The sequence below is a fragment of the Truepera sp. genome (assembly GCA_032027045.1).
Taxonomy (GTDB): domain Bacteria; phylum Deinococcota; class Deinococci; order Deinococcales; family Trueperaceae; genus JAAYYF01.
Genome location: JAVSMU010000001.1, coordinates 2,454,043 through 2,467,066 on the forward strand (window position 1 = coordinate 2,454,043; position 13,024 = coordinate 2,467,066).

General features: G+C 65.2%; 10 protein-coding genes. 5 read left to right on the forward strand and 5 right to left on the reverse strand.

The features are described 5' to 3' along the window. Positions 1-35: 35 nt before the first annotated feature. The 3 genes from ROY82_11140 (at position 36) to ROY82_11150 (ending at position 4,984) form a co-directional block, all read left to right on the forward strand. The gene (locus tag ROY82_11140; protein MDT3683011.1) at positions 36-545 is read left to right on the forward strand and encodes a fasciclin domain-containing protein; all 510 of its coding nucleotides are present in this window, start codon (positions 36-38) and stop codon (positions 543-545) included. A gap of 207 nt (positions 546-752) precedes the next feature. Then, positions 753-3,116 (forward strand): MFS transporter, encoded by a 2,364-nt coding sequence (locus ROY82_11145; protein MDT3683012.1) that lies wholly within the window; start codon positions 753-755, stop codon positions 3,114-3,116. A gap of 176 nt (positions 3,117-3,292) precedes the next feature. Then, the gene (locus tag ROY82_11150; GenBank protein ID MDT3683013.1) at positions 3,293-4,984 is read left to right on the forward strand and encodes an IS1634 family transposase; all 1,692 of its coding nucleotides are present in this window, start codon (positions 3,293-3,295) and stop codon (positions 4,982-4,984) included. Positions 4,985-5,224: 240 nt separating this feature from the next. On the opposite strand, the gene ROY82_11155 is transcribed toward ROY82_11150, so the two are convergent. The 5 genes from ROY82_11155 to ROY82_11175 all read right to left on the reverse strand — a co-directional run bounded on the left by ROY82_11155 (position 5,225) and on the right by ROY82_11175 (position 10,106). Next, a complete protein-coding gene (locus ROY82_11155) occupies positions 5,225-6,034 on the reverse strand; it encodes a VOC family protein (protein MDT3683014.1) in 810 nt (269 codons plus the stop codon). 213 nt (positions 6,035-6,247) lie between these two features. Then, a complete protein-coding gene (locus tag ROY82_11160; GenBank protein MDT3683015.1) occupies positions 6,248-7,000 on the reverse strand; it encodes a CPBP family intramembrane glutamic endopeptidase in 753 nt (250 codons plus the stop codon). Between the two features lie 30 nt (positions 7,001-7,030). Next, positions 7,031-8,575, reverse strand: a complete 1,545-nt coding sequence (locus tag ROY82_11165; GenBank protein MDT3683016.1) for a tripartite tricarboxylate transporter permease — start codon at positions 8,573-8,575, stop codon at positions 7,031-7,033. Further along, positions 8,576-9,016, reverse strand: coding sequence for a tripartite tricarboxylate transporter TctB family protein (locus ROY82_11170; GenBank protein ID MDT3683017.1), 441 nt, complete (start codon positions 9,014-9,016; stop codon positions 8,576-8,578). Between the two features lie 124 nt (positions 9,017-9,140). Beyond that, positions 9,141-10,106, reverse strand: a complete 966-nt coding sequence (locus ROY82_11175) for a tripartite tricarboxylate transporter substrate-binding protein (GenBank protein ID MDT3683018.1) — start codon at positions 10,104-10,106, stop codon at positions 9,141-9,143. A 287-nt stretch (positions 10,107-10,393) separates the two neighbouring features. On the opposite strand from ROY82_11175, the gene ROY82_11180 reads away from it, so the two are divergent. Together ROY82_11180 and prpB are read left to right on the forward strand one after the other, a co-directional pair. Next, positions 10,394-11,896: an MmgE/PrpD family protein gene (locus ROY82_11180; protein ID MDT3683019.1), complete on the forward strand. Its 1,503-nt coding sequence runs from the start codon at positions 10,394-10,396 to the stop codon at positions 11,894-11,896. 97 nt (positions 11,897-11,993) lie between these two features. After that, the gene (gene prpB, locus ROY82_11185; protein MDT3683020.1) at positions 11,994-12,902 is read left to right on the forward strand and encodes a methylisocitrate lyase; all 909 of its coding nucleotides are present in this window, start codon (positions 11,994-11,996) and stop codon (positions 12,900-12,902) included. The last annotated feature ends 122 nt before the right edge of the window (positions 12,903-13,024 follow it).

Below are 13,024 nucleotides of genomic sequence, written 5' to 3' on the forward strand. Positions count from 1 at the left end.
TTACGAGTCCACCCCAGCAAGGAAAGGTGTCACCCATGAAGAAGTTCCTCGCGATCATCACCCTAGCCGTCCTCCCCCTTATGGCCAGCGCCCAGGGCGCCGTGCCGAAGACCGTAGTAGACATCGCGGCCAGCAACCCCGACTTCTCGACCCTCGTGGCAGCCGTAACGAAGGCCGACCTGGTCGACACGCTGTCCAGCGAAGGTCCGTTCACCGTCTTCGCGCCCACCGACGAAGCCTTCGGCGAGGCCCTCGCGGCCCTCGGCATCACAGCGGAAGAACTCCTCGCGAGCCCCGACCTCGGCGCCATCCTCACCTACCACGTGGTCCCCGGCAAGGTTCTGGCAGCCGACGTACTCGCGGCCGTGGAAGCCGGAGGCGGCACGTTCACGGCCAAGACCGTCAATGGCGCCGACATCACCGTTACCGTGGTCGACGGCATGGTCATGCTGAACGGTGTCGCCACGGTCACAGCCGCTGACCTTCTGGCCGACAACGGTGTCGTCCACGTCATCGACGCGGTGCTCCTTCCCCCCACCGAGTAAGGACCGCGCCTTCTAGGTAGCAGGTGGCCGGTGTTTCTGGACCGGCCACCCGCCATAGCGTGGCGCCCCGCGCCGAACGCGGCCCCCGGGCGAATCCACCCTCTCGATCGCAGCCCACCTGGAAGGGTGCAACCCCATGAAGGACCTGAACCCCCATTTAACGGCAGTACCCGCTAGCCGGCCAGGCAAACCGGTAGGCGTGAGCGCATGACCACCGCGCGCGGCCGCTGGGCCGGACTCGTATTCATAAGCGTGGCCGTTGCGCTCATAATCGTCGACTCGACGATAGTCAACGTCGCGATTCCAGCCATAGTGGCTGACCTGAGCGTCACGTCGACGCAGGTCCAGTGGGTGCAGGAAAGCTACACGCTCGTATTCGCCGCCCTCCTTCTGGTCTTTGGAACGCTTGCCGACCGCTACGGGCGCCGGCTTCTATTGTTGACGGGCGTCGGCGTGTTCGCTGCCGCCTCTGTACTGGCCGCACTGGCACCGTCGGGTGAACTGCTGATCGGCTCTCGGTTGCTGCAGGGCGTGGGCGGCGCGATGGTATTGCCGACGACGCTGTCTTTGATCAACGCCACTTTCCGCGGTAAGGAGCGCGGCATCGCGTTCGCGGTGTGGGGTTCGACGATCGGCGGCATGGTCGCGCTCGGGCCACTACTTGGCGGGTGGCTGACCACCTACTACTCGTGGCGCTGGGCCTTCGGAATCAACGTACCCCTTGGCCTGATCATCGTCGCCGGCGTGCTCGCCTTCGTTTCGGAGTCGAAGGACGCTGCGGCGCCAAGTCGCATAGACGCCGCCGGCGCGATCCTCTCGGTTATCGCGAGCGCCACCCTGGTATTCGGGCTCATCGAGGGGCGCACCTACGGCTGGTGGCAAGCTAACGCCGGCAGGATCCCGAAGATCGGCTCCTGGACGTGGCCCTTCGAGCTCTCCCCTATCCCTGCGATCTTCGCCTTGACCCTGCTTTCGGCCGTCGCGTTCGTCTGGTGGGGTATCCACCGAGAACGATCGGGCAAGACAACGCTCCTGGCACTCTCGCTGTTCAAGATCCCGTCGTTTCGCAACGGGAACATCGCGGCCATGATCGTGTCGTTGGGCGAGTTCGGGATCATCTTGTCGCTGCCGCTCTGGCTACAGAACGTGATCGGCTACGACGCGCTGCAAACCGGCCTGGTATTGCTGGCTCTTGCGCTGGGCTCATTCGTCGCCAGCGGGGTTTCTGGCGTGTTCGGCCAGAGGGTCACGCCCGTCACGATAGTAAGGATGGGGATCGTGGCCGAGATCATCGGCGTGGCCGGGCTCGGCCTCGTCATAACGGCCGACGCCACCTGGCTCTCCATAGTGCCGCTGCTATTCGTTTACGGGATCGGCGTTGGTTTGGCCACCGCACAACTTACCGGCGTCGTCCTCAGGGACGTACCGGTCGACAAGAGCGGCCAGGGCTCCGGCACCGCGAGCACCGCCCGCCAGATCGGCTCGGCGCTCGGCATCGCCATACTTGGAACCATCCTGTTCACGTCTGTCGGAGGATCGCTCGACGCCAAACTCGCCGAGCGGGCTCCGCTCCTAGCCGTCGAGGCACGCAGCCAGATCGTCGAAGCCGTCGTCGTCAGCGCGGGCGGCGCCATACCAGGGTTGGTGGAACAGAACTCACAGATCGGCAACGCTGCACGTGACGCCTTCAGCCAAGGCACGGGCTACTCCGCCTTCGCCGCAGCCGGATTCCTCGTGCTGGGGTTCCTCGCCACTTTGCGCCTCCACGGCGCGAGCCCCGGAGCAGCAGGCGTCCCGAGCCGACCCAGCGAGCGCCGGCTGACGGCGCCAGGACCCGCGCAGCTCTGGCCGACGAGAGAATACTGGAGGCATGACCTCCTCCCAACGGCAACGGCGCGAACCTGGTTCGCCGCGCGCGCGGCGCGTAACCCGGGCGGTCCTGATGGGCATTGCGAGCCTCGTGCTCATCGGCGTGCTCGGGTTCGTGGCCTGGGCCCAAACGGGAGTAATGCAGGCCGACGACCAACTCGTAGCAGAAGTGATGTCCGACCCGGGCATATCGGTGAGCGAGGACGGCGCCGCCATCGTCATGGCACCAACGGGGCGCGCGTCCGGGGTGGGGTTGGTTTTCATCCCGGGTGCGAAGGTCGCGCCCGCCGCTTACCTCTACAAGCTGTCGATGGCAGTCAAGGAGGGTGGCCTGACGGTCGTCATCACCAAGCCGATCCTGAACCTCGCCTTCTTCGATCTCAGGCCGCTGAGCAGGTTCACGGGCGAAGCCCCGGCGGTCACTATCTGGTTCGTGGGCGGCCATTCGTTAGGCGGGGTAAGGGCGTGTCAGTACGCTACCCAACCGCAGATCGAGGGGCTAATACTCTTCGGAAGTTACTGCGCGAACGACCTGTCGCAACTAGACCTGAAGGTGTTGAGCATCAGCGGGAGCGAGGACGGCCTGAGCACGCCGCAGAAGGTCGAAGGTGCGGCGCACCTGTTGCCCGTCAATGCCGGGTTCGTCGAGATAGACGGCGCCAACCACGCCGGTTTCGGCAACTATGGCGAACAGCCAGGTGACGGGAGCGCCACCGTTAGCCGGAAGTTCCAGGCGGCCGTAGCAGCCCAGTAGATGCAGTCTTGCGTGCCTGACGATGGTGCATGTGGGCGCATCAATCATTTGGTGTGCATTGTGTTCCCATGTAAGGTGGTGCGTTGGGGCTGTGCATGAGCGGCGGTCCGTGGTATTGTGGCCCATGCACGTTGACATCGTTCCGAACCGCACCTCCAGACCCGCCATCTTGTTGCGGGAGGCGTGGCGTGAGGATGGGAGGGTCCGTAAGCGCACCGTCGCCAACCTCACGGGCGTGATCGACGAGGAGCAGGCCCTGCTGCTCCGGCGGGTACTGAAGGGCGAGGCGCTAGTCGCGCCGGCGGACGCCTTCGAGATCACGCGCTCGCTGCCGCACGGGCACGTTCAGGCGGTGCTGCTGGCGCTGAAGCGCTTGGGGGTCGAGAGGCTGCTGGCGTCCAGGCCCAGCAAGGAGCGGTCGCTGATAGCGGCGTTGGTGGCGTTCCGGGTGCTATCGCCGAAGAGCAAGCTGGCGACGACCAGAGCGTGGCTTGATACGACCCTGGCCGCCGAGTTGGGTGTTCAGGACGCTGATGAGCACGCGGTGTATCACGCCATGGACTGGCTGGTGTCGCGGCAGGCGCGCATCGAGGGCAAGCTCGCTGCCCGGCACCTGAGCGAAGGATCACGCGTGTTGTTCGACCTGAGCTCGACGTACGTGGAGGGCGAGAAGTGCGACCTGGCGGCGTTCGGTTACGACCGGGACAAGAAGCGCGGCAAGAAGCAGATCAACTTCGGACTGCTGACCGACGCGGCCGGCCGGCCCATCGCCCTGTCGGTGTTCCCCGGTAACACGGGTGACCCGAGCACGCTCATGCCGCAGGTGGCGAAGCTCAAGGAGCAGTACGGGCTCAATGTCTTCACGCTAGTGGGTGATAGGGGCATGATCACCGGCAAGCACCTGCCCGCCTTGAGAGCCGCCGGTGTTGACTGGGTCACCGCCCTGAAGAGCCAATCGCTAAGGAAGCTGGTGGTGGATGGCGTCATCCAGCCCAGCCTGTTCGAGGAGGAGAACCTGGCGGAGGTGACGCACGCCGACTATCCCGGCGAGCGCCTCATCGCCTGCCGCAATCCGGTGCTGGGTCGGCAGCGGGCGCATAAGCGTCAGGAGCTGCTGACGGCCACCATCGAGGCGCTAACGAAAGTTCAGCAGAGCGTGCGGGCCGGCAGGCTCAAGGGCAAGGCAAGGATCGGCCTCAGGGTGGGTGAGAAGCTGGCGAAGTACCGCATGGGCAAGCATCTCAAGCTCGACATCCAGGACGACAAGCTCAGCTTCGAGGTGGACCAGGACAGCGTCGCCGCCGAAGCGGCGATGGACGGCATCTACGTCATCCGCACCAGCGTGCTCCAGATAGACTTGAGTGCGCCGGACGCGGTGAGGGCGTACAAGCGCCTGGCCGAGGTTGAGAAGGCGTTCCGCACGAAGAAGAGCATCGACCTGCAGGTCAGGCCCATCCACCATCACCTACCAGACCGGGTGAAGGCGCACCTGTTCATCTGCATGTTGGCTTACTACGTGCGGTGGCACATGGAGCGCGCCTGGGCCAGCCTCACGTTCCGCGACGAGGAAACGAACCAGGAGCGCGATCCCGTGGCGGCCGCGAAGAGGTCGACCGCCGCCGCGAAGAAGGCGCAGACGAACACCCTGGCCGACGGCAGTCCCGCCCGCAGCTTCAAGGGCCTGCTGGAGCACATGAGCACCATCACCCTGAACACCTGCAAGCATCCCGGCACCGGCGTGAGCTTCCCGATGACCACCCGCCCCAACGCCACCCAGCAGAAGGCGCTGGATCTACTGGCCAACATCAGCGTGTAGACATCCCGCCGCACCTCGAGAAGCCAGCACTTCGCGTGCAGGACGGGAGAACTACACGCCCACCAACCGGAACTTCAGGTTAGCGACGAGCACGTCAGAGACGTGATCACCCGCGAGACGTTGTCTGTGGTGTCGGAGACGCAGTAGTCCGGACATCCGTCCGATCTAGAACAATCCGACTTGCCCCTTCAGGCCGGGCCTTGCTGTGGGGCATCAGAGGTGATCATCGGGAGCTCGCCGTTACTTCTCGGCACCAACGACGGCGAACCAGGCGCCCTGGGGGTCTTGCGCCACCGCAGTGAACGCACCGCCCGGCACCTCCATGGGCCCCATATGCACGCTGCCACCAGCGGCTTCGATCGACGCCATCTTGTCGGACACGCTGCCGTCCACGCCGAAATACGGTAGCCAATTAGGGGTGGGGGCGTCGCCCAGCCCCATCATGCCGCCGATATCAGCCCCGGCCCGGCCGAACAGCTGATAAGTGCCCAGGGCGCCCATGTCAACGGGTTCACCCTTGCTCCAGCCGAACAGTGGAGCGTAGAACTCGAAAGCCGCCGCGGGATCGAACGACATCAACTCGTGCCAGTTGCCGTGACCGGGCTTGGCTTGATCGAACGCCCCGGCGCCAGCCTCCGCCTTGGCCACGTCAACGTCTGACATGCCGCTCATGTCCGGTTGCAGCAAACCGAACCGTGCGCCTTGTGGGTCGCTCAGGATAGCGAAGCGACCAGTACCCGGAACGTCGCTCGGGGCTCGATGGATAGTGGCCCGGGCGGCCGCGGCGTCGGCCGCGGACTTGTCAGCGTCAGCCACCGCGAAGTAGATCAACCAAGAGGGTGACTTGTCCGCTGCGGTCCCGGGCATGGCTGAAAAGCCCGCAACCGCGTCACCATCGCGGCTGGCAAGGTGGTATTCGGAGCCGACCATCCCGGTATCCATGAATGTCCAACCGAGGATCCTGCCGTAGAACTCTTCGGCCGCCCGAAGTTCGCCCTTGCTCGTCGTCAGTTCGTACCAACTCGGATTGCCGTGCCAGCTGTTGGTCATTGCACCGTTCCTTACGTTGCTATGCGTGCTAATGGTTCGTTGATCGCCTAGGGCATTCTGCGACAGCCCTTAAAGACTGCCGCCTCAGGAATCACTGAGACTGCGCGCGGAGACTGCGCGCATCCTCCGCGCGCCTACGCGCGTTCGAGCACTCTGCTGACACCCACTCCGCTTGCGCCAAAGTGGGTGGAGCAGTGTCTTCGCCAATCCAAGTCAGGTGGTGCTCACCCCAGCCAGGAGGAACGCCAGTGGCGCCAAGGACGTGAGGGCGTTCGTGATCAGGTGAGCCAAGATGAGCGGCATAAGGCGGCCCGACCGCAGGTAGATGAGTCCAGCCACCGCACCCCAACTGAAGAACCCTACTGCGTACACGAGCATCCCGGCCGCCGATGGGGCGAGGAGAACGTGTTGCAACCCGAACGCGGCCGCTGGAAGCAGCACGGCCACGGCTGCGGGCCGACCAGCCCGCAGCAACCCGGCTTGCGCGTGGCCGCGGTAGACCAGTTCCTCCGTGGGTGCGTTCGTCAAGGGAAACACCAGGGCCACGAGGATGGCCGACGTCCACGCGAACCAAGGCGCGAAGGCCACGCTTACAGCAGGGTCGGGGGCGAACACGGTCTCGTAGGCGGCCAGCATGCCGGCGGGACCGAAGAGCACCAGCATCGTGAGGTTGATAGCGATGATGAACGGCACGAACAGCACCACGAGCCAGAGCAGGCCCCTGAGCACGTCCCTGCCAAGCCGGGCGCGGTCGTAATCGGCGAGCCGGCGAAGGCCGCCGCCGCGCTCGTGCAGGGTTCGGCGTAAGAGCCAGAGGCACAACACGTTGACCGGAATGAAGTAAAGCGCGGACAGTTGTGGGGTTAGCGCCAGAGAGAAACCGACACCGGCGGCCAGACTGACTAAGGCGGCGGTGACGGCGGCGGCGCCGAAGAGCAGCGCGACGCGCAGCAATGCGAAACCCATGGCAGGGAGGTTATCAGAAGGGCAAGCAAGTCAGTCGTTCAGGGGCGGAGCGTCCTCGTCCTCGCGAGTGGCGGCGGCCGGCCCGAGTTCGGCCACTGGTGTCCTGCGCGTAAGTAGCGGTAGCAGGATCGAGCCCAGAACCATGACCCATAAACCGATCGTCAGCGGCGTGCTGAACAACACCGTCCAGTTGCCCTGGGCCAGCGCCAACGCGCGCCGCAGGTTGGTCTCCATCAACGGTCCGAGCACCAACGCGAGGATGACGGGCGCAACCGGGAAGTTCATCTTGCGCATCAGGTAGCCCAGCACGCCCAGCGCCGTCATCACCATGAGATCGAACACGGAGCCACTAACGGAGTAAACGGCCACGTAGCCGATCACCGCAACGGAAGGCACCAGCACCCAGCGCGGTACGAGCAGAATGCGGATGAACACGCCCACGAGGGGCAGGTTAAGGATCAACAGCATGACGTTGCCGATGTACATGGAGGCAACCAAGCCCCAGAACAGCTCCGGTTGCTGGCTGATGAAGAGCGGGCCGGGGTTCAGGTTCAGCGCCAACAACGCGGCGAGGATGACGGCCGTAGTGCCACTTCCGGGCACTCCCAGCGTGAGCAGCGGGATGAGCGCACCGCTGACGGCGGAGTTGTTGGCCGCCTCGGGCGCGGCAACCCCACGGATATCGCCCTTGCCGAAGGTGCCCTTCTTGTCTACCCAGCGTTGTTCGCTGCTGTAAGCAAGGAACGAGGCGATGGTGGCGCCGGCGCCCGGTAAGACACCAACGAGGAAACCGCTTATCGAGCTGCGGATCATGACCCAGAAGCTCTCGGTGAACTCCTTCGCGCTGAGCATGGCGCGGCCGACCTTGGTCGTCACTTCCTGCCCGGCGCGCGTGGATTCCAGCAACAAGAACACTTCCGCCACGGCGAACAGACCGATGGTGGCGGAAACGAAATCGATACCATCGAATAGCGGCATGAGCCCGAAGGTGAAGCGCGGCACGCCAGTGCCGGGGTCCAGGCCGATGATCGCCAGCATCAACCCGACACCCGTAGCGACCAGGCCCTTGACGAAGTACTTGCCGGTCAGTGCGGAAATAGTCGTGAAGGTGAAAACGATCAGCACGAAGTACTCGGCAGGCCCGAAGCGGATGGCCCATTGCGCCAGGAGGGGTGCGAGGAACGCCAGGCCGAAGATAGATAGCGTCCCCCCTACGAAAGAAGCCACCGCCGACATGGCCAGCGCCGGCCCCGCCCGGCCCTGCTTCGCCATCTGGTAGCCGTCCAACGTGGTGGCCACGGACGAGGCGGTGCCGGGCACGTTAAGGAGGATCGCGCTGATCGAGTTGCCGTATTGGGAGCCGTAATAGATGCCGGCGAACATGATCATCATGGTCGTCGGGTTGATGTGCAGCGCAAAAGTGATGGGGATGAGGATGGCGATGCCGTTGATAGGCCCAATGCCTGGCAGCATGCCGATGATGGTGCCGATGAGCACGCCGAAGAAGCAGAACAAGAGGTTCTGTGCGGTTAAGGCGGTCTGAAAACCGCCTAGTAATGAAGTGAGCGCGTCCATCTAGAAAAGCCCCTCGAACAGCCGTCCGGTTGGGAGGTATAGGCCAAGCGCCACCGAGAAGACCAGATATGAAGCGACCGCGAAGCCGGCGCCGGCCAGCACGGACTTGACGGGCTTGCCGTGGAACAGCAGTGCGAAGAGCGTGAAGGCGAGGGTGGTCGAGGCGATGAAACCGAGGGGGTTCATCAGGAGGGCGTACCCGACGAAGCCGAGGAGGCAGACGGCCAGACGTCCCCAGGCGGTCGCGTTCGGCCAGTCTGCGCGCGAGAGCGGGCGCACCAACAGGGCGATACAGGCCCCGATCAGGAAGACTCCAACGACTATGGGAACGAACTTCGGGCCGAGTGGATCGCTGAAGAAGCTGGGTTTGATGGCGAAAGCCATGGCGATGAAGGCCGCGGAGACGGCGATGAGAACGCTAGCCGTGACGCGGTCGCTCATGGTGCTTCGTGTCCACCCAACCTATTCTCGCTGATGTTGCCGCGAGAACCGCCGGCCCTGACAGCGGGGCAGGAGCGCACTAAGCGCCCCTGCCCCTTTCCGGCTAACGAGGTTGTTGCGATCATCACTCCCCGATGCGGGAGGACAGGTCCTTGACGTCTGCCACCTGATCGGCCACGAACGCTTCCATCTCGGCGCCGAAGCGCGCGAAGGGGGCCAAGCCGTTCGCTTCGCGGATGGCGACGTACGCGTCAGAGGCCTCGAGCTGCCTGAAGGCATCGACCCAGTAGTCGTAACGCTCGTCACTTATGCCCTTGGGCACGTAGAAGCCGCGCCAGTTGGCGCCGATCACGTCGATGCCCTGCTCCTTCGCCGTGGGGACGTCCGGCAAGCTGCTGATGCGCTCGTCAGAGAGCACGGCGAGCACCTTGAGGTTTCCGGCTTCGATCTGCGGTAGCGCCTCGGAAACATCACCCGTGAACACGTCCGCGCGGCCGCCGACGATCTCGATTATCGCCGCGCCACCGCTGCTGAACGAAACGTACTGGATCTTCTCAGGGTTCTTGACCCCGGCTTCCTGCGCCGCCAGGAGGACCTTGAGGTGATCCCAACCTCCCACCGCCGAGCCGCCCACTACCGTGAGCGCAGAAGTGTCGTTGGCCCACAAGTCCATGAGGTCCTTAAGCGAGTCGTACGGGCTATCCGGCGCAACGCCGATGACACCGTAGTCTGCGCCCACGGCGGCTACCCAGCGAACGTCGTCAGCGGTGAAGCCCTGGAACTGCCCTTGGGCCAGGCGAGTGGTGGTGGCGGTGGAGGCCGCGACCAGCAGGTTCTCGTTCTTACCTTGCTGACCCACGACGTACGCGTACGCGATGCCGCCACCGGCGCCGGCCATGTTCTGCGAGCGGACTTGGCCGTCGATCAGGCCCAGCTCCGTCAAGACGGGGGCGATGGTGCGGCAGGTGAAGTCCCAGCCGCCGCCCGGGTCGGACGGGGCGATGCACTGAACACCGGACGGCTTCTGCGCGAACGCGGCCGTCATGCCGAACGCGGCGAGAGCGATCAGAACGAACTTGAGTCTTTTCACGGAGTTTGCCTCCTCCTGGATGAGCAGGATAGGAACCGGGGGGATTGAATGCGCGGTCGCCGCCAATGATATGCCCGCCGCATTAAGGGGGTCAACGTGAATGGACCGACGCGGCCATCCCCTCACCAGTCAGGCCTCATGATGGTGCCTTAGAGGCGCGCGCACTTGGTGGCGGGCATTTGCTGCCCTCGCCTGACTTGTGTGGTTGCCTCTGGAAGCGGCAACTTCTGAGCCAATCAACGCTGCGGCACTTGGGCCCTGCCGCCGCAACAGGAAAGAGTGCGGACATGAAGATCCACGAGGTGCGTACCCACAAGTCGAGCGAGGCTTTACCGAAAGAAGACGAACTGGCGTGGAAGCTCGCCGCCGTTGCCACCGACCCGGTCCCCGTCGAACCTGAGGTGGCTGCCATGATCGGCAACCGCTTCATCGACAATGCGGCGGTGGCCGTGGCGGCGCTGGCGAGACAGCCGGTCCGCACAGCGAGGGCTCAGGCGGTGGCACACACGCGGACGCCCGGAGCTGCGGTGTTCGGCCTGCCCCACCAAAAACGCATCTCGGCAGAGTGGGCCGCCTGGGCGAACGGCGTCGCCGTCCGCGAGCTCGACTTTCACGACACCTTCCTAGCCGCCGATTACAGCCACCCCGGCGACAACATCCCGCCCATCTTGGCGGTGGCGCAATCGAAGGGCCTGAGCGGGGCCGAACTCGTGCGGGGCGTTGCAGCCGGCTACGAGCTGCAGATCGACCTCGTGAAGGGCATCTGCTTGCACGAGCACAAGATCGACCACATCGCGCACCTCGGGCCCTCCGCGGCGGGCGGTATCAGTGCGCTGCTTGGCCTGAGCACCGAGGTCACCTACCAGGCCATCCAACAAGCCCTGCACGTGACGACCACCACGCGGCAGTCTCGCAAAGGCGCCATCTCGAGCTGGAAGGCCTACGCACCCGCGTTCGCGGGCAAGATGGCTGTCGAAGCGGTCGACCGAGCCATGCGCGGCGAAGGGGCGCCCTCACCCGCCTACGAGGGCGAGGACGGTTTCATCGCCTGGCTGCTCGGTGGTCCCGAAGCGCGCTACCTAGTGCCGCTGCCCGAGCCGGGCGAGGCCAAGCGCGCGATCCTCGAGAGCTACACCAAGGAGCACTCCGCCGAGTATCAGAGCCAAGCGCTCATCGACCTCGCCCGGCGCCTGGCCCCCAAGTTAGGCGATCTCGCCAACGTGTCTTCCATCGTCATCCACACGAGTCACCACACGCACTACGTCATCGGCACCGGCGCGAACGACCCGCAGAAGATGGACCCCCACGCCTCGCGCGAGACCCTCGATCACTCGATCATGTACATCTTCGCCGTGGCGCTCCAGGACCGGGCCTGGCACCACGAGACGAGCTACGCTCCAGCGCGCGCGACCCGGCCCGACACCGTCTCGTTGTGGCAGAAGGTGCGGACCGAGGAAGACCCGGAGTGGACGCGCCGCTACCACGCTACGGATCCTGCGCAGAAGGCGTTCGGTGGCCGCGTGGTCGTCACGCTGAACGACGGCACCGTCATAACGGACGAGATCGACGTGGCCGACGCCCATCCGCGCGGGGCGCGCCCGTTCGGCCGCGAACAGTACGTCCAGAAGTTCCGCGAGTTGGCCGCCGGGATAGTCGAGGAGGACGAGCAGGAGCGGTTCTTAGGCCTGACGGCTCGCATCGAGCACCTCGACTCACACGAGGTTGCTGCTTTGAACGTGGTGGTGGGACGGGAGCACCTCGGCGCACCCGTGCCGGCCGGGATCTTCTAGTGCGCGCCGCTCATCGAGGAGGCCGACTGGTCATGCCCAACGCAACTTCAACTCTTGGAACCGTGCGGCGCCTCCGCGGGCCCGCCGCCCCCGTCTGATGCCCTACCTGGTCGCGTCGGACGCTCCGGAGCGTAGCGCCGGCGAGCGCTTCCGTGAACTACTCGCAAGGCCCGGCATCCTCCGCCTGCCCGGCGCGCACAACGGCATGGCGGCACTGCAGGCCAAGCGTGCGGGCTTCGAGGCGCTGTACCTCTCGGGCGCGGCGATGAGCGCGTCGATGGGCCTCCCCGACTTAGGCATCATCACCGTCGACGAAGTCGCCTCCTTCGTGCGTCAAGTAAGCCGCGCCAGCGGCCTGCCAGTGCTGGTGGACGGTGACACGGGCTACGGCGAGGCCCTGAACGTCATGAACATGGTTCGGTCATTCGAGGAGGCCGGCGCGGGCGCGGTGCACATCGAGGACCAGCTCCTGCCCAAGAAGTGCGGGCATCTGAACGACAAGCGGCTGGCCGACCCGCACGACATGGCCTTGAAGGTCGCCGCGGCCGTGAAGGCACGTCGACACCTCGTGATCGTGGCGCGCACGGACGCCGCGGCCAGCGAGGGGCTCGCCGGGGCCGTCGCGCGCGCCGAGCGCTACGCGGAGGCCGGCGCCGACGTCATCTTCCCCGAGGCCCTCACCAGCGTCGACATGTTCCGAGACTTCGCGGAGGCCCTGCCGGGCATCCCGCTGCTGGCGAACATGACGGAGTTCGGCCGCACGCCGCAGCTAAGCGCGGAGCAGTTCGAGGAGCTGGGTTACAAGATAGTCATCTGGCCGGTAAGTTCCCTCAGAGTGGCGAACAAGGCCCAGGAGGAGCTATACAGCGCGATAGCGCGCGACGGGAGCGCCTCCGGCATGCTGGGGCGCATGCAGACGCGAGCGGAGCTCTACGAAACCCTTGGTCTGGCGGCGTATGAGGAGCTGGACGCGTCGATAGTGGCTACGGTGCTGCCCAAGGAGTGAGCGCATGGAGTTCATGCGGCCTTGCACTCGAATCTCACACGAGCCCCAAGGACCATCATCCGAGCCCGATCCTGCGGTCCGGGCAGCGGCTCGACGAGGCTCAGGTAATCGCTTGGCCACTA